Raw genomic sequence first — 22,771 nt, forward strand, 5'->3', positions numbered from 1 at the left:
GAGGGATTGCTCATGCGGCTGCTCCCGCCACGCCGCCGAGATAGAGTTCGCGCATCAGCGACATGTCGCGCAATTCGGCGATCGGCCCGGAGACGACGATGCGGCCGTTCTGCATGAGATAGCCGCGCGAGGCGACGGCGAGCGCGAGACCGGCATTCTGCTCGACCAGCAGCACCGAGGCGCCGAAGCGCACGCCGATATCCAGAATGATCGCCTTGATCTCCTTGACCAGCAGCGGCGACAGGCCGAGCGACGGCTCGTCGAGCAGCAACACGCGCGGCCGCGTCATTAGCCCGCGCGCGATCGCCAGCATCTGCTGCTGGCCGCCGCTCAGCGAGCCGCCTCTGTCGCGCCGCTTGGTGGCCAGGATCGGGAAGAAGGCCAGCATGGTTGCGAAATCGACTTCCACGGCGGCCTCGTCGCGACGCGCATAGGCGCCGAGGCGCAAATTCTCCTCGACCGTCATGTCGACGAAGATCCTGCGGCCTTCCGGCACCAGAACGACGCCGCGCCTGGCCATGACATCGGCGGCAAGCCCGGTCACCTCGGCGCCATCGAAAGCGATGCTGCCCGCGCGGGGTCTGATCAAGCCGGCGATGGCCTTGAGCAGCGTCGACTTGCCGGCGCCGTTGGGGCCGAGGATGGTGACGATCTCGCCTTCGGCCAGTGTCAGCGAGACGCCGCGGTTGACGATGGTCGGGCCATAGCCGGTGACGACATCGGAGACGGCGAGCAGGCTCACAGATCGCCTCCGAGATAGACTTCCAGCACCTTGGGATCGGCAAGCACCTTTTCCGTCGGTCCGTCGGCGATCTTGGAGCCGAAATCGAGCACGGCAAGGCGCCGACACAGAATCTGCATCAGCTTCATGTCGTGGTCGATGACGCAGACAGTGATGCCATGGCCGGGAAGCTGGCGGACAAGGCCGACCAGGGCCGTGGTTTCGCGGTCGTTGAGGCCGGCGGCGGGCTCGTCGAGCAACAGCAGCGACGGACGCGTGGCGAGCGCCAGCGCAAGGCCGAGCAGGCGCAGGCTGCCGAACGGCAGCACGCCGGCTTTTTCGCCTGCAAGCGCCTTCAGGCCGACGAAATCGAGCAGTGCCTGTGGACTGGGCCACGGGCTGGCGATGCCGGCTCTGGCATGCTCGCCGGCGATCTGGACATTCTCCAGCACGCCAAGTCCGGCAAAGGCCATGGCCTGCTGGAAGGTGTAGCCAATGCCTGCCCGCGATATGGCGTGCGGCTTGAGACCGGTGATGTCTTGCCCGCGAAACGCCACGCTGCCGCCGCTTGGCCTGTGGACGCCGGTGACGACGTTGAACAAGGTCGTCTTGCCCGAGCCATTCGGGCCGACGACGCCAAGGATTTCGCCTTCTTCGATGGCGAGGTCGACGCCGGCAAGGGCTGTTACGCCGCCGAATTGTTTGCTGAGGCCGCTGATCGCCAGGAACGGGCTCATCGCCGAGCCTCCGCTGCGTCGCGCTCTTCCGTCTCCTGTTTCGGCTTGCCCGAAAATGCCGCGCGGAGCGCTCGGACGATGCCGGCGATCAACCCGTCGGGCAAAAGCATGATCACCGCAATCAGGCAGACGCCGTAGACGATGCGCGACTGCACCGGATCGAGGTTGAGCACCTCCGGCAGGAAGGCGACAAGGATGCCGCCGGCCAACGGTCCCTCGATCAGCCTGGCGCCGCCGATCATCACCATCAGCGCCAGGTAGATGCTTGGGAAAGAAGAAAATTGCGAGGGCGAGATATGGCCAAGGAAATAGGCCAGCAGCACGCCGGAGATGCCGGCAAAGATGCCGCTGACGACAAAGGCGCCGATCTTGTGCCGTCCGACATTGATGCCGAGTGAAGCGGCCAGTTTTTCGTTTTCGCGGATGGCCCGCAATGTGCGGCCATAGGAGGAGTGGATGATCGCCCAGCTCGCCACCGCCGCTATGGTCACGAAGGCAACGACCATCAGATAGTAGCGCGTCAGGTCGGTCATATCGGCGCCGAACAGGGTGACCGGACCGGCGATATCAAGCCCGGTCGCAGCACCCGTATAGTCGCTGCCATTGGTGAGCACGATGGCCAGCAACTGGCCGAAGGCAAAGGTCATGATGACGAAGTGATGGCCGCCGACGCGCAGCGAGGGAATGCCGACGATCATGGCGAAGACAGCACTCGCAACAGCCGCCGCCGGCAGCGCCGCCCAGAAGCCGACGCCAAAGTCCCGCGCCAGGATCGCCGCCGCGTAGGCGCCGACGCCGACCAGTGCGGCGTGGCCCATCGACAGGATGCCGGTCTGGCCGAACAGCACCGACAGGCCGTAGAGCGCAATCACATTGATGCCGGCCGATATCGCCAGCGACAGGAAGCGGTTGCTCGGTGAAAACAGCGGCACGGCCGCGATCAGCGCGAGGATGACCAGTACCGGCAGAAGCGACCGCGACGGCTTGAGGGCAGAACCTGCATTCATGACGCCATCCGGGGTCCGCTGGTGCCGCCGAACAGGCCGTGCGGGCGCACGATCAGCACCAGGATCATCAAGGCGAATGAATAGGCATCGGTCCATTGCGAGAAGCCGTAGCCGGCGCTGAAGCCTTCGACGATGCCGAGGATGAGGCCGGCGGCGACGGCACCATAGATGTTGCCGAGCCCGCCGATCAATGCCACGGCAAACCCCTTCATCACCATGGTGCCGCCGGTGAACGGCGTGATCGGAAACAGGGCGATCAGCAGCGCCCCGCCAAGCCCGGCCAGCGCACTGCCGAGCACGAAGACGCCGGTGATGTAGCGGCGCACCGGAATGCCCATCAGTGCGGCCGTATCACGGTCCTCGACGCTGGCGCGCAGCGCCCGGCCGTAGCGGCTTGCAGTGATCATGCGGAAGCTCAGCGCCACCACGGCGATGGTGATCAGGATCACCATGACGCGCACCGAGGCGATACGCACGCCGCCAACTTCCCACACCGTGGTCAGCGGGCGCGGAATGCTTTTCTGGTTGGGGTTCCAGAACAAGACGACGACATGCTGCAGCACGACGATGAGGCCGAGCGAAACGATGAAGCCATTGGTCGGTCGCTCCAGCGTGAAGCGGAACAGGCCGCGCTCGAGGATGTAGCCCATCAGCCCGACCGCCAGGATCGCCAGCACCACCGCCAAGGGGAAACCGAGGCCGGCGCTGACGGCGAGCCAGGTGACGATGCCGCCGATCATCAGGAACTCGCCATGGGCGAAGTTGATGATGCCGGTCAGGCCGAAGATCAGGGTCACGCCGATGGCAATGAGCGTGATGACGCTGGCGATGGAAAGGCCGTTGAGGATTTGCTGGATGAAAATATCCACGGCGATCGAGACCTGTATTGCAAGAAACGGAGTTGGCGGCGGGTAGCGCCGCCAACTCGGGGACTATGCTGGATCAGCTCTTCGGCGCTTCGGCCGGCGGCTGCTGCATGGCGCAGGAGATGGTGCCGCCGGGTGCCGCGGCGCAGACCTCGGTGGCGTGGGTGACCTGATGCGTCGGATTGAACGTCAGATCATCCGAGACCACCCCCTGATGGTGGAGGCTCAGCAGCGCCTCGACCGTCTTGTCCGGATCGAAACTGTCGGCCTTCTGCCAGGCTTCGACGAGGAAGTGCACATAGTCGTGGTAGAGCAGCGACACCGACGAGGTCACGCCATGCGGCGCGCCGGCGGCAAAATAGGCGTCGAAATAGGCCTTGGCCTTCGGGTTGGAGGACTCGCCCCAGCACACCGGCACACAGCTCATCGCCACCGGCACATCGGCCGAAAGCTGCTTTTCCTTCCAGATGCCGGGGTCGACGCCGAACAGGAAATAGCTTTTCGCGGCCCCGAGTTCGAGCGCCTGCGGCAGCGCCGTCAGCGTTGAATCGCCATTGTACCAGAAGTGGATGATGTCCGGATTGAGGCTCTTGGCCCGCGTCAGGAAGGGCGAGAAATCGGTCGTGTCCGGCGGGTAGAAGATGATGTCCGGAACATCCTGGCCCTCGGCCTTCAGCGCCTTGTAGTAGTAGGACGACAGGAACTGGCCGGTGGCGTCATTGCCGACGATCATCACCGATTTCTTCGGCTTGAAGCCAAGCAGCGGCTCGAGCAGGGAGAGCACGCCGCGCGCGGTCGATCCGGAGCGCTGGAACTCCTGCGGTTCGGACTGGAAGAGATAGTGGTCCTCGCCGCCCGGCTTGACGCTATCGGGGTTGAGGATTTTTGCCAGCGTCGAATTGCCGGCGAAATGGATGATCTTGGCCGGCTGGGTGATCTTGGCCATGGCCAGCGTGAAGTCATGCGTTTCCGAGCCGAAGATTGCCTGCACCTTGACGTCGCGCACCAATTCCTGGGTGGCGGCGATTGCGGTCGCGATATCGGTGCGGTCGTCGCGCTTGACCATTTCGAGCTTGTAGGTCTTGCCGCCGACTTTGAAGCCGCCGGCATCGTTGATCTGCTTGACGGCAAGGCCGACGCCCGCCGGCAAGGTATGGCCGGCGGACACGAACGAGCCCGACTCGGCCGCGACAACGCCAATCTTGACGATGCTGTCCTCGGCCAATGCAGGATGAGCAAGCGCGCCAAGGCACAGGGCCGCGCCCAGTTTAAGAACGGTTTTCAATTTGAGATCCTCCCGACTCCAAATGATTGCAGCCTTACCGGGTTGTCATACAACCCTGTAATCTGGTAAATCTTACGGACGGGGATGTCAATCGCATTGCCATGCGATAAGAGGCTTCCCGAAAATCAGAATCGCAAAGCCGGAATTGCCGGCAAGCCGCAGTCAGGAATAGCAAGATGCAATCACGGAAATTCGGCCGTACCGGCAGATCAGTCAGCGAAATTGGCTTTGGCTCATGGGCGATCGGTGCCGCCTGGGGCGAGGTCAATGACGACGATGCGGTGGCCGCTCTCCATGCAGCCCTCGATGCCGGCGTCACGTTCGTCGACACCGCGGACGTCTACGGCGACGGCCGCTCCGAAAAACTCATCGCCAGGGTGATGAAGGAGCGCGGCGGCGAACGGCCGTTCATCGCCACCAAGGCCGGAAAGCGGTTGCCGTCACAGAGGGTCGAGGGCTTCAGCCAGGAGAACCTGACCGACTGGATCGACCGCAGCCTCAAATATCTCGAGGCCGACACGCTCGATCTCGTGCAGCTGCATTGCCCACTGACCGACCTCTACTATCACCCGGAGGTTTTCGAGCGCCTCGACCGGCTCGTCGAGCAAGGCAAGATCCGCAATTACGGCGTCAGCGTCGAGCGAGTCGAAGAGGCGCTGAAGGCGATGCAATATCCCGGCGTCGTCAGCGTGCAGATCATCTTCAACGCCTTCCGCCAGCGCCCGGCCGAACTGTTCTTCGAGCAGGCGAAAAAAAACGATGTGGCCATCATCGCCCGCGTGCCGCTGGCCAGCGGCTTGCTGTCGGGCAAGTTCAAGGCCGACACCAAATTCGAGACCACCGACCATCGCCTGTTCAACCGCAGCGGCGAAGCCTTCGATGTCGGCGAGACGTTTTCGGGCGTGCCCTATGAGGTCGGGCTGGCGGCGGTCGAGCGCATCCGGCCGCTGGTTTCCGGCGACACGACGATGGCGAAATTCGCGCTGCGCTGGATCCTGATGTTCGACGCGGTGAGCGTCGTCATTCCGGGCGCTCGCAATGCCACACAGGCCCGTTCCAACGCCGAAGCCGCAGACCTCCCGCCGCTATCCGATGAACTCATGAGCAAGATCCGGGACGTCTACGACCAGGACATAAAGCCCCATGTGCATCAACGCTGGTAAGCAATATCTCCTCGACATCGCGAGCGCCACATTGACGCTTCCGCAGCCTGATATGACGAAATAAGCGTTGCCTCAGAAACCAAAGGCCCAAGCGGCCCCAATCAATCCTGATGCCGTTTCTCCGCGATCGATCAGGTGGTTTCGATCGTCTCGACGGCCAGCGTTGCGATGGCGAGGTCGAGAACCGGCAAGCCGGTCAGATCGACGATCGTGATGCGGGCATCCGTGTTTCGTCCCAACGCCTCGCCGGCCAGGATCCTGCCGAGTGACGTGTGGCTGTGGGGACTGACGAAGCCGCCGCGAACCGCATGACCAAAGTCGCCATGATCGGTCCATTGTTGGTGATCGTCGGTGGCGATATCTGAAGCCGGAAGATGGCGACCAGGTCAGCGGCCATCAACGCGGAACAAAGCCTTAGCGCGACCGATAATAGCGAGCGCGCAAGCGTCTGCAGTCTGGCGAAAGGCGCGTGTAATGTGAACTTCTGTCCGGGCGAGCGTCAGGAGCTTGGACTGTTCACACCCGAAACTGCGGCGATCACCGCGGCGGTTACCTCGGCGGTGCTGGCGGCGCCACCAAGGTCGGGGCTCAGATATTCTCCTCGGCCGGTGACGGTTTCGATCGCAATCATGAGACGTCGCGACGCAGCCTGCTCACCGAGATGGTCAAGCATCAAGCTTGCGGTCCAAAACGATCCAAGCGGATTGGCGACGCCCTTGCCGGTTATGTCGAAGGCCGAACCATGGATGGGTTCGAACATGGACGGCCGGCTGCGCGACGGATCGATGTTCGATGTCGAGCCGATGCCGAGCGACCCGCCAAGTGCTGCGGCCAGATCGGAAAGGATATCGGCATGGAGGTTGGTCGCCAGAACCGTGTCGATGCTGCCGGGCTTGTTGACCATGCGCTGTGTCATCGCATCGACCAGCATCCAGTCGACGATCAGACCGGGGTAGTCGCGAACCACTTCGCGCACGACTTCGTCCCAGAGCACCATGCCATGGCGTTGTGCATTGGACTTTGTGACCACTGTCAGCAGCTTGCGGGGGCGCGACATGGCAATGTCACAGGCAAAGCGGGCGATCCGTTCGATGCCGGTGCGGGTAAAGACGGCTACATCCATGCCGACTTCGATCGGCAGGCCGCGATGGGCGCGACCGCCGACGCCGGCATATTCGCCTTCGCTGTTTTCGCGGACGATTACCCAGTCTATCTGCTTGCCGAGTTCGGGCCGCAGAGGGCCGGTCAGCCCAGGCAGGAGGCGCGTCGGCCGCACATTGGCGTATTGGTCGAATCCCTGGCAGATAGCCAAACGCAGGCCCCAGAGCGTGATATCGTCGGGAAGGTTCGGATCGCCGACCGAGCCGAAGTAGATGGCATCGAAGCCTTTGATCTGTTCGAGGCCATCCTGCGGCATCATGCGGCCGTTGCGGCGATAGTAGTCCGAGCCCCAGTCGAAGCGCTTGAAGTCGAAGGCAAGGCCCGGCTCGACGGCAGCCAAGGCTTCCAGTACCTCGACGCCGGCCTCAACCACCTCCGGCCCAATACCGTCACCGCCAATGACCGCAATCTTATGCGAGCACATTTTCAGATTCCTTCTCGATGGCAGCGACAATGGCGCTGGTCATTCCTTCGGTGTGGGTGGTTCCGCGTATGTCGCCCGTTCGCGTTTCGGGCCGGGCAAGTGCGGCAACGGTGGCTTCGGCCATGATCGACGCCGCGGCGAGCGCCTCGGCAATGCCACGGTTGTGGCCAAGCCATTCCAGCAGCATGCGGGTGGATTCGATCATCGCGTAGGGATTGACGATGCCCTTGCCGGCGATATCGGGGGCTGACCCGTGCGCCGCCTGCGCCATGGCTATGTTGCCTTCGCCGATACACAGGCCAGGCGCCATGCCGAGGCCGCCGACAAGGCCTGCGGCCTCGTCGCTCAGTATGTCGCCGAACATGTTGGTGGTGACGACGACATCGAATGTCTGAGGATCGCGCAGCAGCCGCATGGCGAAGGTGTCGACGATAACCTCATCGACCGCGACATCGGGGAACTGCTCGGCGGCCCGATAGCACTCCTCCACGAACATGCCGCAGCCCAGCTTGAACACGGTGTCCTTGTGAACGATCGTCAGCTTCTTGCGCCGGTTCCTGGCAAGTTCGAGCGCGGCCCTGGCGACACGATAGCTGCCGGCGCGGGTGATGACACGAACTGAAATCGTCGTGTCGTGCGTTGGGCGAAATTCTCCCGAACCAGCGACCACATTGCGATCAGGCTGGAAGCCTTCGTTGTTTTCCCGAACGATGACGAGATCGACGTCGTCGAACAGTGCGCCGAGACCGGGGAAGGAACGCGTCGGCCGGACATTGGCGAAAAGGCCGAAGTGCTTGCGCAGGATCGGATGCGGATTGATCGCACCAGGCACCTTTGGATAGGCGCGATGCCCGATCGGGCCGAGGATGAAGCCATCAAGCGTCGAAAGCGTCTCAAGCGTGCCGTCGGGCATTGTCGAGCCGTGCGTGTCGAGTGCCGAGCGGCCGATCGGCATTGGTCGCCAGTCGATCTCCAGACCCGTTCGAGCCGCGGCGGCCCGGGCGATGCGCACCGCAGCGGGCACGATTTCGTCTCCGATATCATCGCCATTGAGCATGCCGATCGTGAGATGGGCCATCGGACCAACCTTTCTAAATGCCGGCTGCGGCGCTGCCGCCGCAGCGCCACGAAGACCGTCAGCCGGCCTTGGCGACCAGTGCCATCAACCGCTCGAGCGAGGGCTGTTCTTCGAGGTCACGCACCAGCGAGACGACCTCGTCGGCCGCCGAACGGGCAAGGCGGGCATGAGCCGCATTGTCCCGAAATTTGTCGGCAACCTCTTCATAGCTCATCGGATTGGCGGGGCTGCCCTTGCCGAAATCAGCCTCGCCGTGGATGACGCGGCCATCATTGAGCGTGATGTCGATGATCGTCGTCATCTTGTGATAGCCGGCCTTCTCTGCCCTTTCGTCAACGACGAAATCAACCTTGTCGATCATCGCTTTGACGTCGTCGCGCTGAGTGGTCGCATCCGTAAACTCGCCAAGCCCGGCCTTGCCGTCGAGCAAGAGGATCGCCATGCAGAACTCCATGGAGAACTTGGCTTGGAGTTCGTCATGTGGATGGTGATGGATCAGGGCATTCGGCATGTTGGAGTTGGTGCCGACCCGCACGTGCTTCACATCCCCAGCCTTGATGCCATGCTCGCGGATAAGGCGCGCCATCTCCGTCATCCCCGGATGAGTCAACGACCCCGAGGGATGCGGCTTGATCGAGATGCCCGGGTTGGCGAACGTCCAGGAGGCGCCGAGGCGTCCGCGGATGGCGTTCTCGTCGTAACCGCCGCCGGCTGCCTGGAAGAACCCGCGCGGGGCCTCCAGTATCTTGTCGGTAGCAGTCCATCCATGGGCGGCGAATTGTGCAGCGGCGACGCCGCTTTCCGATGCACGCCCCGCATGGAACGGCTTGGTCATCGTGCCGAAATTCTCCCGCAGGCCAGCCGACTGGCTGCCGGCGATGGAAAGCGCGCGAGCCGTGGTTTTCGCGTCGAGACGCAGAAGCCAGGCCGCAGCCGAGGCGGCGGCAAAGGTCCCGCAAGTGGCCGTCGCGTGAAATCCGGTCTGATAGTGGCGGGGCGCGATGGCCTCGGCGATCTTGCACTCGACCTCGACGCCGAGATGGTACGCCAACATGACCTGCTTGCCCGAGGCACCCACCTGTTCACCGATGGCCAGGGCCGCGGGCAATGCCGGCGCCGTGGGATGGGTCAGCAAGCCGTAGACGCGATCTGTCGCCACGGCCAGCTGGGTGTCGTCATAGTCGTCGGCATGAATGCCGACACCATTGGCGAATGCCGCAAAGCGGGGGGCAACCTTGCGGCCAGCTCCGATGACCGTCGCGGCACCTGGCATAAGCCCGAGCTCATCGAGATGGCGGCGGACAAGGTCGCCGCTTTGCGCGACCGAACCTGAAAGAGCCAGCCCAATGCCATCCAGTATCGACTTCTTGCCGAGAGCAACAACGTCGGCCGGCAGATCCTCCGGAGTGGCTGTTGCGACGAATTCCGCCACGTAGTTTGTGAGACCTGCAGGCGCGGTGTCGTGCATTGGTAATCCTCTCCGTCGACCGGTATAGCGGCACAGACAGGCACCGAGTTCGAGCTCGACTCCATGTCATGGCCTCGTGGTGCAGAGGACTAGGAAGGCAGTTTTGGTAAACTGTCAACAATTTTTTGTCGACAGGATGAGTAAGTTTTTTGGAAGGCAAACCACATCACCGGCATGCCAATGCTACGGGCGCCCGTATCCTCGACGTCGCATGCAGAAGTGAGTGCGAGCGCCCTGGGAGATCAGTCGGAGCCGTGGCGCAAAGCCGCGTTGGCCCTGCGTGTGCGCGACGTGCCATTGACGATATGCGCGCGCCCGGCCGTGAAGGCCCGTTGCGGATCGCGAGCGGCGACAGCCTCCACTATGGCCCGATGCTCGTGGTTGGAAATGTCGAGCACGTCACCACTTGCCAGTGCCCGATAGCGCTGGATATGGAGCTCACGAGCGAGACCGAGATAAATCTGCGCCAAGCGTGCGTTGCCACACATCCTGGCCAGTTCGGAATGGAATTCCAGATTGACCGGATAGTACTGGCTCACCTCGCCGGTCTTCGCCAGCGCATCCATGCGATCGACGAGCGCACTCAACCTGGTGACCTCGGGGTCGGTGATCCTCTCCGCAACACTCATGGTCATGCAGGCAAAGATGTACGCGCGCGCTTCCGAGACATCACGGGCCTCGTCATCGCTGAGTTCACGCACGAAAAACCCCCGGTTGGGGATCACCTGGATCAGTCCGAGAGCCGCCAGCGCGCTGCACGCTTCCCGGATCGGCCCCCTACTGACCTTGAGTTGCTGGGCCAGGGCGTTTTCGTTGATCCTCTCGTTAGGCGTGAATTCTCCCTCGACTATCATTCGCTCTATTTCGTGCTGCACGACATTGGCGAGCGAGCGCGTGCGCAAAAAGTCGATGGGCGAAAATCCCTGCATGCTCTCGGTTTCGTTAGCCATGGGCCCGAATTCCGTTCAATGCCCCACGGAAGATACCGCTTGCTTGATCCGGTCTCGATGGCCGCCAGCGCCTTGCCTGCGCGTCATCCACGGTTTGATCTCCCTCATCGAATTGATGCCGACACATCCAATCGAACCCATGACTGAGACGATACTTCCTCTTGTCAAGCGAAACGCTGATAATTGCTGTGGAACCAGACCACCATCCCGTCAACTGCCACTTCTCGAAGGCGCTCCGCCGAGAACTGGAACCTTGTTGGCTATGAAGACGACGGTGAACGAGACCACCAGCAGCAGAATGCCAAGCACCGAAATCGCCCCATAGTCGCCGCTTTCGTTTAGGTCATAGATGATGACCGAGACCAGCTTGGTCTGCGCCGTCGTCAGCAGGACCGTCGCCGACAATTCCCTGATGGTACCGATGAAGACGAAACACCAAGCTGCGATCAGGCTGGTGCGCAACAGCGGTGCGGTGATCTGCCAAAGCGTCTTCAGACGGGTGGCGCCGAGAATGCGGCTGGCTTCCTCCAACTCCGGATGCACGCCGTGGAAGGCTGATGACAGTTGCTGATAGCCGGCCGGAAGCTCGATCGTCAGGAACGCAATCAGCAGGATCCAGAGCGTGCCATAAAGTCCGAAGGTCGGATTGGCGTAGGCCAGGAAGAGGCCGACGCCGAGGACAATGCCTGGAATTGCAATCGGGGCGGTTGCCAGCATGCCGAGCAGCGAGGCGCCCGGCACGGCTCGGCGCGCGACCAAATAGGACACGACAAGAGCTATGCCGGTCGCGATCGTTGCCGTCGCCAGGCCGAGGATTAAGGTGTTCCAGATGGCGAGCCGCGTGCTGGAAAATTCGAAAAGCACGAAATGGAAGTTGTGGAGCGTCAAGGAACTCCAGGTGAGCGGTTCGGAAATGTTGTGGGTCAGAGCCACCTTGAGCAAGGCCAGGTAGGGAAACAGGATCGTCACGCACAGGATGAACAGGACGTATGCACCCGCCAGCCATTTCCAGTTGCCCAGCTTCACACGCCGAGGGGTGCCGCTCTTGCCGCCGAGCACGGTGTAGCCACGGCGTCCGAGCAGCCATCTCTGCCCCCACAGCAAGAGCATGGTCACCACAAGCAGGGGCACGGCGCTCGCTGCCGCCAGATCAAGCCGTGGAGGAAACTGGAAGAAACTCCAGATCTTGGTGGTGAGAACGTGGAACCCGGCCGGCAGCGCCAGGATCGCCGGCGAACCGAACATGGTGAAGGCTTGGACGATGGCAACCAGGGACCCAGCGAGCATCGCCGGCAACACCATCGGCAACGTCACCCGCCGCAATGTGGTGCCTGGCTTGCCGCCAAGGATCGCCGATGCTTCCTCGAGATCGGATGGCACTTTGTCGAACGCGTTGGCGACAAGCGTGAAGACGAAAGGGAACGAGTAACAAGTGACCGCGAACACCAGCCCGGTGAAGGTGTAGATGTTGAACAGGGCCTGTGATTGATCGAGGCCAAATGCCCAGCGGTAGATATTGTTGAGAATGCCGCTGTTCGGTGCGGCCAGCATCGCCCAGGCAATAGCACCCAGGAATGGCGGCGTCACAAAGGATGCCGTCACCAGACTGCGGACCAGGCGCTGTCCCGGCATATCGGTGCGCGCGACAAGCCAAGCCAACGGTGTGGCCACCAGGCAAGAAAACAGGCCGACACAACCGGCCATGCTCAGCGATATAAGGAAGGCCCGGCGAATTGTGGCATCGGTAAAGAGACGAGCCAGGTTCGCCAGGGTTGGTGAACCAGCCTTGTTGGTCAGAGCATAGTATCCCAGCCAGAACAATGGCAGCAGGACCAGCACACACAGAACGACCGCAAGAAACACGAACAGCGGCGTCGACAAATCGAACCTGCCGAGGTGTCGCCTGTTGGCGGAATCGGGGGACAATGCAGCGATGGTCACCTGGTCACCTCTGGGTTTGATCCGATGTCGGCGAGACATCCGCCGGACTGGCCCGGGATCTCGCGATGTCGCCAGCGGCGACATCGCCTGATCTTCTACTCCGCGGCCCAATCCGGGGGGCGCCGAGCCGCTTCTTAGGTGCCGAAATACTCTTCGTACTTCTGCTTGATCTCTTCGACGGCATCCCGAACGTTGGATGGATCTGAGTCGAGAAGCTTGATTTGCGACAGCGGGGTGCGGTTGGATTTCTCCTTCACATCTGGGCGAACCGAACGCAAACCACCGAAATCATCGTTCAACTGCTGTGCTTCCTGCGAGAACATGAAGGAATAGAACAGCTTGGCTGCGTTCGGGTGAGGAGCGTAGGCCAGGATCGCCGCGTTGCCGTAAGCGATCGAGGTTCCTTCCGCCGGATAGACAGCCTTGATCGGCACGCCTTTGTCCTGGAGGATGAACACGTTGTATTCATTGCCGTCAGCCTGGATCGGGCGTTCACCCTGGGCGAGGACCTTCGGCGGTTCCGTCGAGGACTGAACCTGCATCACACCCTGCTTGCCCAATTTCTCGAAATAGTCCCATCCGAGAAGCTGGCTAAGAGCATAGGTGGCGGTCATCACGTTGCCGCTGTAGCCGGGGTGCGACTTCACCAGCTTGTCCTTGTATTTGGGATCGAGCAGATCGGTCCAGGTCTTCGGCGCGTCCTCTTCCTTGACCATGTCGGTCCGGTAGGCGATTACCGTCAGCGTGGCGCGGAAAGCCGCATAGAGACCATCGGGGTCACGATCCTTTTCCGGCCACATCTTGGCGACATCCTCCGGAACGGCAGGCGTCAACCAGTTCTGATCCTTGAACGTCAGGAAGTGGGATGCGTCGGAGGTCTCGATGACGTCGGCGTTGTGGATGCCGCTCGAATACTCCTGGCCTATGCGCTGGAAGACGCGCTCCGAACCGGCCCTTTCAACGTGGACCTTGATGCCCGGATAGTGCGCCTCGAATGCGGCGCCCAGTTTCTCGGCGACCTGGACGTCGGTGGAGGTGTAATAGACGACCGACGCTTCCTTGGTTGCGGCGGCGACAAGATCGTCCGTGACCTTGTAGGGCTCGGGCGGGGCTGCCCATGCCATCTGCCCCCATGTCAAGGCCGCCAAGAGCGCGCCTGCTGCGACTTTCCTGTTGGACATTCTCTCTCTCTCCCTAGTGTGCGAGCGCCCGGCAACGATCAGGTGGGCAATGAAGCCAAATTTGCTGGTTTTCCGGGACCGCGACATCGACAGGCGCGATCGCCCGCACGGTTTCGCCACCTGATAGATTGACGAGATAATCGCGATGCGACCCGAGATAGACCTGGCGCACGACCTTTCCGGTGGCCCAGTTACTCGGATCGCCTTTCTGTTTCTCGTTGGTGAGATGCAGATCGTGATGCCGCACGGATACGGCGGTCTGGCCACTGGCGGCATAGTCGCCGCTGCCACAGCGCAGCACCAGACCGTTGCCGCAATCGACGGTGTCCGTTCCGACCCGATTGCCCTTGAAGATGTTGGTGCCACCGATGAATTGCGCGACAAATTCCGATCGAGGCCGCTCGTAAATGTCCTCGGGTGAACCCGCCTGCTCGACATTGCCCTGGTTCATCACCACGATGACATCGGCGGCGGTCATGGCCTCCGTCTGATCGTGCGTGACATAAACAGTCGTGTAGCGGAACTCGTCGTGAAGCCGGCGGATTTCAAACCGCATCTCCTCGCGAAGATTGGCGTCGAGGTTGGAAAGCGGCTCGTCGAGGAGCAGCGTCTCCGGCTCGATGACAAGGGCCCTCGCCAGGGAGACACGCTGTTGCTGACCGCCTGACAACTCGCCCGGATAGCGCTCGGCCAGACATTCGAGCTTGGTCGCCTGGAGGATGCGACCTGTCTTTGTCTGAATATCGGCCTTGCCCATGCGACGAAGCCGCAAACCGTAGGCGATGTTCTCGAACACCGTCATATGCGGCCAGAGCGCATAGCTCTGGAAGATCATCGACATGTTGCGCGCTTCCGGCGGTTCGCTGGCGTGCGGCGACGACACAACACGGCCACCGACGCGGATCTGGCCATCCGACGGCTGAACAAAGCCAGCGATCAAGCGCAGGGTCGTGGTCTTGCCGCAGCCCGACGGTCCGAGCAGGCACACCAGCTTTCCCTTTTCGATGGCGAGATCGACACCGTTGACCACCGTCAACTTGCCGTAGCGCTTGGTCAGCTTGTCGAGCTCCACAAAGGCCAAAGGGGTCCTCCCGAACATTTCCTCACAAGCGCGATGCGCTTATGCATGCTGCTAAAGGTCCGTCTAATTTTGTCAATTGTCAACAATTAACTGACGACTATCTGCATGATGCAGAGGCGCCGTGACGTCTTTCGGCCCGGAGATAGGGCTGAAACGCCTATCCAACAGTCGTCATCAGCCCGCAGAAAACGACCGATCCGACGATCATCAGCGTCAGTGGCCCGAGGCGGATCATCCGCGCCGCGACAGCGACCATGATAGCCACGCACCAGGCAATCCATCCGCCTTTCGCATTGCTCAAGAGAGTGAACACGCTTGACAGGACCAGCCCGGCGGCAAGCGGTGCCAAACCATAAACCAGAGCACCTTGCCATGCCGCATTGGGGCGGCTGTGCCAGAAATGCGCGACCACGATCACCAGCAGCGACGACGGCGCAAAAATCGCAATCGTCGAAACGATCGCGCCCGCCCATCCAGCCAGATGCCAACCCATCAGGGTGACGATCAGCGTGCCCGGTCCGGGTGCAACGCGGGAGATGGCAAACATGTCGAGGAAGCTCTTGTTGGTCAACCAATGCCGGTTGTCGACAACGCTGTGTTGCAGTTCGCCCAGGATGGAGGCCCCGCCGCCGATGGCCATCAAAGACAGGGGCGCGAAGACCAGAAACAGACTGACGAGCAGATTATCGTCTTTCATGCCGGTTTCTTGAAAAGCCGACGCCGATGCCGATGGGCGCGAGCACCGCCACCACGACGAGAGCCGAGAAATGAAAGACCGTCGCGCCGATCAGCGTGCATGTGAAGAGGGCTATTGAAACAACGTCGATGCAGGCATAACGCATGGCAAGGTAGCCGACCGATAGTGACAACCCGGATGCCGCAACCGCGAGACCCACGAGCATCGCGCCGATCACAGGATCGGTGCTGAGCCTCAGCACGATGTTTCCTACCAGGACTATCGCCACAGCAGGGGGGAGCACCACCGCAGCCAGCGCAACCACGGCTCCAACAACACCGCGACATTGAAACCCGAGCCAGAGCGCCAAGTTTGCAACATTGACACCCGGAAGGGACTGGCTAAGCGCCAGCCCGGACAAAAACTGCTTGTCGGTGAACCAGCGCCGGTTCACCACGAACTCGGTGTGCATCATACCGTTCACACCACCACCGATGCTGGTTATGCCGAGCTTGGTGAATGCCAGGAAGAGATCGAGGAGGCCTGGCGGGGGCAACGCGTCTGTCGTCGGGACGTCCATTTGGTCCATGAAACCTCCGATTTTCGTGCTTTCACCCAGGAACGCCCACGACCGTGATCAGCGGACACACTGTATTCTGTTGACAGTTTGCAGTAAATAGTAGATCACGATGCCATGAGGGCCGAGCTTGAATTTCTCCAGACCCACTCCCTGACCAGCGTCCTGCGGCGCGAGTTGGAGACCCTCATCCTGTCGGGAGAATTCGCCCCTGGCGAGCGATTAAATGAGAACTCGCTGGCGATCCGTTTCTCTGTGAGCCGCGGCCCGATCCGCGAAGTCTGCCGCGCACTTGCCGAAAAGGGCTTGCTCGAACTCGTGCCCAATCGAGGCGTGTTCATGCGCAAGATTGGCGAGGAACAGGCCGCGGAACTTTACGATGTGCGCGCCGGTCTCTTTGCATCAGCGGCGCGACTTCTGGCCACGAGAGTAACGCCGGAGCAGATTTCGGAACTCGAAAGCTTGCTGGATCGCATGGAAGAGGCGGCCATCGCGCATTCCCTCGATGATTATTACCCGATCAATCTGACGTTCCACGATTCCATCCTGCGCTTTGCAGGAAACAGCCGGTTGCACAAAGCCTATTCCGAACTCGTCAAGGAACTGCACCTGTTTCGGGAACGCGCCTTGCTGCAGGGCGGCGGCCTGATCGTATCCAATGTCGAGCATCGCCGTATCGTTGCAGCATTGCGGGAAGGCGACGCCGCGGCAGCCGTGGAAGCGGCCTTCCTTCATGTGCTCAGCGGCAAGAGCCGCATGACCTTGCCGGCGTCGGCCGACCCGACGCATGCGATCGGCGATGCTGCCAAAACCAGGGATATCGTATGAACGGCGCTCGGGAACTTGAGGGCCGCGTCGCAATCGTGACCGGAGCGGGACGCAATATCGGCCGCGTGATGGCCCTGGAACTGGCTCGTGCCGGAGCCGCGGTGGTCGTCAACGCACGCACGTCTCATGCTGAAGCCGAATCCGTCGTCAATGATATCACCGCTGCCGGAGGCAGGGCCGCGGCCCTCCTCGCCGACGTCGTCGACCCAAATGCCGTCGACGCGCTGATCGACGCGACGGTCCGGCAGTTCGGCGGCATAGACATTCTCATCAACAGTGCTGCCGTGCGACGCGAGACCGCCTTTGCAGATCTGAGTTTTGTCGAGTGGCGCGAGGTGCTTTCCATCATTCTCGATGGTGCGTTCCTGACCGCTCATGCGGCGCTCCCGCACCTCAAGAAATCTGGACAGGGCGTGGTGATCAACATCGGCGGTCTGTCGGCTCATACGGGCGCCAGTGGCCGCGCGCATGTCATTGCGGCGAAGGCTGGCCTGGCCGGCTTCACGCGGGCGCTCGCCCATGACCTTGCCGGCGAAAACATCACCGTCAACTGCGTTTCGCCTGGGATGATCGACACGCAGCGTGCTGGCGAAGAACCTTCTCACCATGCCGGGAAACTGCCGCCTGTCGGGCGGCGCGGAACGCCCGAGGAAGTTGCATCGCTCGTGCGCTACCTCTGCGGGCCGGCGGCTCGCTACATCACCGGCCAGACCGTCCACGTCAATGGCGGTGCCTTCATGGCGTAATCCACGCCAGTCCGAAAGCATGCCGGTGCGCCGCGCGATGCTCAGCAGCGATCCAGGGAGATCCAATGATGGACGTCACAGCCACACTGGCGCGCTATGTCGTGTCGGCATCCGCAGACAGCGTACCCGCCAGCGTCAAGCGCGAGGCAGTGCGCTCGTTCCTCAACTGGACCGGCTGCGCGGTTGGCGGCTCGCAACACCCAAGCGTCGACATTGCCCTAGGCGCAGTGTCGCCTTTCGCCGGCAAGGATCAAGCGGCGATCCTCGGCCGTGGCGAACGGCTGGACGCCTTGAATGCCGCGCTCATCAACGGCATCGCCAGCCACGTTTTCGATTTCGACGACACGCATCTGAGGACCATCATCCATCCGGCAGGGCCGGTCGCTTCCGCGATCCTGAGCCTCGCGCAGCTGCAGCCGACGAGCGGGCGCGATCTCCTGCATGCCCTCATCCTTGGGGTCGAGGTCGAATGTCGCATCGGCAATGCCGTCTATCCCGCGCACTATGACGTCGGCTGGCATATCACGGGAACGGCCGGCGTTTTTGGCGCGGCCGCCGCCGCGGGACGGCTGCTTGGCCTCAACGAACAGCAGATGATCTGGGCGCTTGGCATCGCCGGCACGCAGTCTTCCGGTTTTCGCGAGATGTTCGGAACCATGTGCAAGAGCTTCCACCCCGGACGGGCGGCGCAAAATGGCCTGCTCTCGGCCGTGCTGGCGCAACGCGACTTCACCTCGTCAAACCGCGTGCTCGAGGCGCCGCGCGGTTTCGCCCATGTCATGTCCACCGAGCGGAATTTCGACGAGATTACCAAAGGCCTGGGCGATAGTTTCGAGATCGCTCTCAACACCTACAAGCCGTTCGCTTGCGGTATCGTCATCCACCCGATCATCGACGGCTGCGTGCAGTTGCGCAATGAATTCGGCCTGGAGGCCGATGAGATCGAGAGCGTCGAGTTGGAAGTAGACCCGCTGGTGCTGGAATTGACCGGCAAGAAAACCCCGCAAGTCGGCCTCGAAGGCAAATTCAGTGTCTACCACTCGGCAGCGGTCGCCGTCATAGAAGGCCGCGCCGGCGAAGCCGAATACAGCGACGCGAAGGTATGCGATTCCCAGGTCATTGCACTGCGCGATCGCGTCAGTGCGCTGGCGTCACACAGCGTTGCCGAAGACGAATGTCACGTCACGATCAAGCTCAGGGATGGCCGTGTCCTCAAGCGACATGTCGAGCACGCGATCGGCAGCCTGGCGCGACCGATGACCGATGAGGATCTGAACGCAAAGTTCGGCGGTCTGGCCGAGCCGGTTCTGGGTGCAAAGGCAGCGGCGCGCTTGCGCGATCTGTGCTGGGATATCGAGAGCCTCGACGATACCGCCGTCATCGCCCAGGCAGCGACGCCGGCAGCCTAGGCGCAGGTCGATGCGACGGCATCGGTCAGGGCCGACGAGGCAGCCTGCCGTCCCGGTTCTAGGCCAACGTGATTGATCTAAAAAATCAGAGCGCGGCGACGATTGCCTTACCGCACTCGACGGTGTTTGCGGTTCCGCCGAGGTCACGCGTGCGCAGCGATGGCTCGGCTAAAACGGTCTCGATGGCCGAAACAATCCAGGCACCCGCCTCGGCATGTCCGAGGTGGTCAAGCATCATAGCAGCCGACCAGATCTGTCCAACCGGATTTGCAATCCCCTGCCCGGCGATGTCCGGTGCCGAGCCGTGAACCGGCTCGAACAGGGACGGAAAATTGCGATCTGGATTGATGTTGGCGCTCGGCGCGATGCCGATCGTTCCCGTGCAGGCAGGCCCGAGATCGGAAAGGATATCGCCGAAAAGGTTCGATGCGACCACGACGTCGAACCAGTCGGGGTGAAGGACGAACTGAGCCGTCAGGATATCGATGTGATATTTGTCCCAGCGCACGTCGGGAAAGGCCTTGGCCATTTCCACCACGCGTTCGTCCCAATAGGGCATGCTGATCGAGATGCCGTTAGACTTGGTCGCCGAGGTCAGGTGTTTGCGCTTGCCCTTGCCGGCAAGCTCGAACGCGAACTTCAGCACGCGATCAACGCCGATACGCGTCATGACCGTTTCCTGCACCACCACTTCGCGCTCGGTACCCGGGAAGATACGGCCGCCGATCGACGAATACTCGCCTTCTGTGTTTTCGCGCACGACCCAGAAATCGATATCGCCAGGACCGCGACCGACGAGCGGGCTCGGAACCCCGGGCATAAGGCGCACCGGCCGTAGATTGACATACTGATCGAACTCGCGCCTGAACTGGAGAAGCGACCCCCACAGCGACACATGATCAGGCACGCCGGCTGGCCAGCCGACGGCGCCAAAGAAGATCGCGTCATGTGATCCGATCTTGTCCTTCCAGTCTTCCGGCAGCATCCGGCCGTGGCGGGCATAATAGTCGTAGGAAGCGAAATCGAACCAGTCGAACGACAGCCCGATGCCGAACCGCGAAGCGACCTTTTCCAGGACGCGCACGCCCTCGGGTACGACTTCCTTGCCGATCCCGTCGCCAGGGATGACCGCGATGCGGAAACTGTTGGATTGTGTCATTTTGCTTTCCAGGCTGATCGGCGGAAATTGCTCAGGCTGCGGCGTCTGCGTGCTGCACGCCCTTTCGGCGCGCAAGCTGGGCCGCGAGTTGAATGGCGCTCTCCAGCGCGCCTGTCGACGCGATACCCTTGCCAACGATGTCGAAGGCGGTGCCGTGCGCCGGCGTCGTGAACACGGTCTCCAGGCCAGCCGTGACGGTTACGCCGCGGTTGAAACCGCGCAGCTTGGTCGCGATCTGTCCCTGGTCGTGGTACATGGCGACCACGCTGTCATACTCGCCCGCGAAGGCCTTTATGTAGATGGTGTCCGCGGGGAAAGGCCCCTTGCAGTTGATGCCGGTTGCCGCTGCCGCCTCGACCGCCGGTCCGATCAGGTCGATTTCCTCACGGCCAAACAGCCCGTTCTCGCCGGCATGGGGATTGAGGGCCGCAACGGCGATGCGCGGTTTCTCCATACCGGCGCGCCGCATGGTGCGGTTAACCAGTTCGATCGCCTCGATGATGCTGTCATGGGTGATCTGATCGAGAGCCGTGCGCAGTGACACATGCGAGGTGACGCGCGACATCCATTGGCCGTCGAGCACATTCATCTCCGAGAAATAGCCTTTGTGTCCCAATAGGTGGGCAAACATCTTGTGCTCGTCGGCAAATTTCCAGCCGCCGGCATGAAGCGCTGCCTTGTTCAGCGGCGCAAAGGTGATGCCGTCGACCTCGCCGTTCATCGCCAGCCGCACCCCCTCGGCCAATGTGTCCCCGGTCAGTTTGCCGGACTGCGGTGAAACCACGCCGCGCGGCAAGGCTCGGGGATCGATGTTGCCGAGGTCGATGAGAGGCGTTCCGGCTGCATCCCAGTCGACAGATGCGACATCCGGCACGGTCTTGATAGCAAGGGATACGCCGGCGTCGCGAGCCCCCATCTCCAGGACCCGCCGGTCCCCCAGAACGACAATGCGCGCAACTTCGGAGAGCCTGCCATCAGACAGCACGCGGGCAACGAGCTCCGGGCCGATGCCGGTCATGTCGCCAGGCAACAAGGCCAGACGAGGCAGGGGTGAAGCACCCTTGCGCGCGGATCTATCTTGATTTGCCATGGATATGCCCTTCGGCTCGACGGTGTGAGGCCACCCGATAGCGGCCGCGCAAGCTTGGCTTCGTGACCCTTGCGAAGCGATGTTGCGCCGCATCCAAAAAAAGTCAATTGAAAATTGTTGACAATCTTCAATTTGGAGGAGAAGGCTTAGGAAGACCTTTTTTGGAGAGCACCATGGACACTCAGCACGCCTCGGACGCCGCATCCTCCATGCCGCCACTGGAGGAGAACCATGGGAGCTTGATGGAGGGCTTCTCTTACAGGACGGTGGAGACCAGGGGCGCGGAGATCAATGTCGCGGTCGCGGGATCTGGCCCGCCATTGATGCTTGTTCACGGCAACCCGTTGACGCATGTCAGTTGGCATCGCATCGCGCCTTCCCTGGCAAAGTCCTTCACTGTGGTCGCCATCGACCTGCGCGGCTATGGCGACAGTTCGAAACCCGATGGCGGCGAGGACCATGCCGCCTACAGTTTCCGCGCCATGGGCGAAGACGCCTTCGACGTGATGAGTGAGCTTGGCTTCGAACAATTCGCGCTTGCCGGCCATGACCGCGGCGCCCGGGTCGGTTTTCGCATGGTGCTCGACCAGCCCGACAGGATCACGCGCTTCTGCGCGCTCGACATCATTCCCACCTATCATCTTCTAACCAACGTCACCCTCGGCTGGGGGCTGGAGAGCTACCATTGGTTCTTCATGGCGCAGAAGGCGCCCTTCCCCGAGAAGCTTATCTGCGCCGACCTCGACTATTACATCAACTACAAGCTCAACAAGAAAGGCGTGGGCCTGGAGATATTCACGCCCGAAGCGTTCAAGGAATACGCCCGCTGCACGACGCCCGAGCAGATCCACGCGGTGTGCGAGGACTACCGCGCGACCGTGACGCTCGACCTCGCCATGGACACAGCTGATTTCGGCAAGAAGACGATCAAGTGCCCGGTGATGGTGATCTGGGGCGGCAACAGCCATGTGGGCCGTCATCTAACGCCAATCGAGGCTTGGGCACCCTGGGCTCCAAACCTCAGGGCCTGGGCGATTCCGACAGGCCATTACCCGGCCGAGCACCGCCCCGACTTGGTCTATGAGAGCTTCTGGACCTTCTTCAATGGCGGTGAGCCGACCCCGTATCGTTCGTGATGCAGCTCCTGACCTTAGGGCGTCAGAGCTTCTGCTCTGACACCCATCTCCCGACAGTCCGGAAACGTTCGCCGTTGTAACCGGACC

At 61.9% G+C, this 22,771-nt stretch carries 22 protein-coding genes; 5 read left to right on the top strand and 17 right to left on the bottom strand.

What is annotated here, in order from left to right:
- Positions 1 to 10 precede the first annotated feature (10 nt).
- From LB524_RS23290 to LB524_RS23310, 5 genes are all read right to left on the bottom strand, one after another.
- Complete coding sequence (locus LB524_RS23290; RefSeq protein ID WP_224530490.1) at positions 11 to 742, bottom strand: ABC transporter ATP-binding protein; 732 nt, start codon at positions 740 to 742, stop codon at positions 11 to 13.
- Positions 739 to 1,458: an ABC transporter ATP-binding protein gene (locus LB524_RS23295; RefSeq protein WP_224530491.1), complete on the bottom strand. Its 720-nt coding sequence runs from the start codon at positions 1,456 to 1,458 to the stop codon at positions 739 to 741. The genes LB524_RS23290 and LB524_RS23295 overlap by 4 nt, the downstream gene beginning before the upstream one ends.
- The gene (locus tag LB524_RS23300; protein WP_224530493.1) at positions 1,455 to 2,465 is read right to left on the bottom strand and encodes a branched-chain amino acid ABC transporter permease; all 1,011 of its coding nucleotides are present in this window, start codon (positions 2,463 to 2,465) and stop codon (positions 1,455 to 1,457) included. The genes LB524_RS23295 and LB524_RS23300 overlap by 4 nt, the downstream gene beginning before the upstream one ends.
- On the bottom strand, positions 2,462 to 3,334 hold the full coding sequence (locus LB524_RS23305; RefSeq protein ID WP_096455234.1) for a branched-chain amino acid ABC transporter permease: 873 nt from the start codon (positions 3,332 to 3,334) through the stop codon (positions 2,462 to 2,464). Before LB524_RS23305 ends, LB524_RS23300 begins: the two co-directional genes overlap by 4 nt.
- Positions 3,335 to 3,407: 73 nt before the next feature.
- A complete protein-coding gene (locus LB524_RS23310; protein ID WP_140789339.1) occupies positions 3,408 to 4,616 on the bottom strand; it encodes an ABC transporter substrate-binding protein in 1,209 nt (402 codons plus the stop codon).
- Positions 4,617 to 4,792: 176 nt separating this feature from the next.
- Between LB524_RS23310 and LB524_RS23315 the strand changes: the two genes are divergently transcribed.
- Complete coding sequence (locus tag LB524_RS23315) at positions 4,793 to 5,779, top strand: aldo/keto reductase (RefSeq protein ID WP_224530495.1); 987 nt, start codon at positions 4,793 to 4,795, stop codon at positions 5,777 to 5,779.
- A 131-nt stretch (positions 5,780 to 5,910) separates the two neighbouring features.
- On the opposite strand, the gene LB524_RS23320 is transcribed toward LB524_RS23315, so the two are convergent.
- The 10 genes from LB524_RS23320 to LB524_RS23365 all read right to left on the bottom strand — a co-directional run bounded on the left by LB524_RS23320 (position 5,911) and on the right by LB524_RS23365 (position 16,328).
- On the bottom strand, positions 5,911 to 6,138 hold the full coding sequence (locus tag LB524_RS23320; protein WP_224530719.1) for a hypothetical protein: 228 nt from the start codon (positions 6,136 to 6,138) through the stop codon (positions 5,911 to 5,913).
- 140 nt (positions 6,139 to 6,278) lie between these two features.
- Entirely contained in the window at positions 6,279 to 7,364 is a 1,086-nt protein-coding gene (locus LB524_RS23325; protein ID WP_224530496.1) for a tartrate dehydrogenase, read from the bottom strand.
- Entirely contained in the window at positions 7,351 to 8,442 is a 1,092-nt protein-coding gene (locus LB524_RS23330; protein WP_224530500.1) for an isocitrate/isopropylmalate dehydrogenase family protein, read from the bottom strand. The genes LB524_RS23325 and LB524_RS23330 overlap by 14 nt, the downstream gene beginning before the upstream one ends.
- A gap of 58 nt (positions 8,443 to 8,500) precedes the next feature.
- Positions 8,501 to 9,910 carry an MmgE/PrpD family protein gene (locus tag LB524_RS23335; protein ID WP_224530502.1) on the bottom strand — a complete coding sequence of 470 codons (1,410 nt, stop codon included), beginning with the start codon at positions 9,908 to 9,910 and terminating at the stop codon, positions 8,501 to 8,503.
- Between the two features lie 242 nt (positions 9,911 to 10,152).
- Positions 10,153 to 10,860 carry an FCD domain-containing protein gene (locus tag LB524_RS23340; protein ID WP_224530505.1) on the bottom strand — a complete coding sequence of 236 codons (708 nt, stop codon included), beginning with the start codon at positions 10,858 to 10,860 and terminating at the stop codon, positions 10,153 to 10,155.
- A 210-nt stretch (positions 10,861 to 11,070) separates the two neighbouring features.
- The gene (locus tag LB524_RS23345) at positions 11,071 to 12,801 is read right to left on the bottom strand and encodes an ABC transporter permease (protein ID WP_224530517.1); all 1,731 of its coding nucleotides are present in this window, start codon (positions 12,799 to 12,801) and stop codon (positions 11,071 to 11,073) included.
- Between the two features lie 134 nt (positions 12,802 to 12,935).
- Positions 12,936 to 13,982 (bottom strand): ABC transporter substrate-binding protein, encoded by a 1,047-nt coding sequence (locus LB524_RS23350; RefSeq protein WP_224530520.1) that lies wholly within the window; start codon positions 13,980 to 13,982, stop codon positions 12,936 to 12,938.
- Between the two features lie 13 nt (positions 13,983 to 13,995).
- The gene (locus LB524_RS23355; RefSeq protein ID WP_224530720.1) at positions 13,996 to 15,054 is read right to left on the bottom strand and encodes an ABC transporter ATP-binding protein; all 1,059 of its coding nucleotides are present in this window, start codon (positions 15,052 to 15,054) and stop codon (positions 13,996 to 13,998) included.
- Positions 15,055 to 15,220: 166 nt separating this feature from the next.
- A complete protein-coding gene (locus tag LB524_RS23360; protein WP_224530522.1) occupies positions 15,221 to 15,760 on the bottom strand; it encodes a chromate transporter in 540 nt (179 codons plus the stop codon).
- Entirely contained in the window at positions 15,747 to 16,328 is a 582-nt protein-coding gene (locus tag LB524_RS23365) for a chromate transporter (RefSeq protein ID WP_224530525.1), read from the bottom strand. The genes LB524_RS23360 and LB524_RS23365 overlap by 14 nt, the downstream gene beginning before the upstream one ends.
- 105 nt (positions 16,329 to 16,433) lie before the next feature.
- On the opposite strand from LB524_RS23365, the gene LB524_RS23370 reads away from it, so the two are divergent.
- The 3 genes from LB524_RS23370 to LB524_RS23380 all read left to right on the top strand — a co-directional run bounded on the left by LB524_RS23370 (position 16,434) and on the right by LB524_RS23380 (position 19,299).
- Positions 16,434 to 17,144 (top strand): FCD domain-containing protein, encoded by a 711-nt coding sequence (locus LB524_RS23370; RefSeq protein WP_224530527.1) that lies wholly within the window; start codon positions 16,434 to 16,436, stop codon positions 17,142 to 17,144.
- Positions 17,141 to 17,890, top strand: a complete 750-nt coding sequence (locus tag LB524_RS23375; protein WP_224530530.1) for an SDR family NAD(P)-dependent oxidoreductase — start codon at positions 17,141 to 17,143, stop codon at positions 17,888 to 17,890. The genes LB524_RS23370 and LB524_RS23375 overlap by 4 nt, the downstream gene beginning before the upstream one ends.
- Positions 17,891 to 17,955: 65 nt before the next feature.
- A complete protein-coding gene (locus tag LB524_RS23380; RefSeq protein ID WP_224530534.1) occupies positions 17,956 to 19,299 on the top strand; it encodes an MmgE/PrpD family protein in 1,344 nt (447 codons plus the stop codon).
- An 85-nt stretch (positions 19,300 to 19,384) separates the two neighbouring features.
- On the opposite strand, the gene LB524_RS23385 is transcribed toward LB524_RS23380, so the two are convergent.
- Positions 19,385 to 20,458 (bottom strand): tartrate dehydrogenase, encoded by a 1,074-nt coding sequence (locus LB524_RS23385; RefSeq protein WP_224530547.1) that lies wholly within the window; start codon positions 20,456 to 20,458, stop codon positions 19,385 to 19,387.
- Between the two features lie 31 nt (positions 20,459 to 20,489).
- Positions 20,490 to 21,548 (bottom strand): PdxA family protein, encoded by a 1,059-nt coding sequence (locus tag LB524_RS23390; protein WP_224530550.1) that lies wholly within the window; start codon positions 21,546 to 21,548, stop codon positions 20,490 to 20,492.
- Positions 21,549 to 21,721: 173 nt separating this feature from the next.
- Here LB524_RS23390 and LB524_RS23395 point away from each other — a divergent pair, with 173 nt between their 5' ends.
- Complete coding sequence (locus LB524_RS23395) at positions 21,722 to 22,684, top strand: alpha/beta fold hydrolase (protein ID WP_224530552.1); 963 nt, start codon at positions 21,722 to 21,724, stop codon at positions 22,682 to 22,684.
- Positions 22,685 to 22,771 lie beyond the last annotated feature (87 nt).

Origin of the sequence: Mesorhizobium sp. ESP6-5 (genome assembly GCF_020164695.1) — a bacterium.
Classification (GTDB): domain Bacteria; phylum Pseudomonadota; class Alphaproteobacteria; order Rhizobiales; family Rhizobiaceae; genus Mesorhizobium; species Mesorhizobium australicum.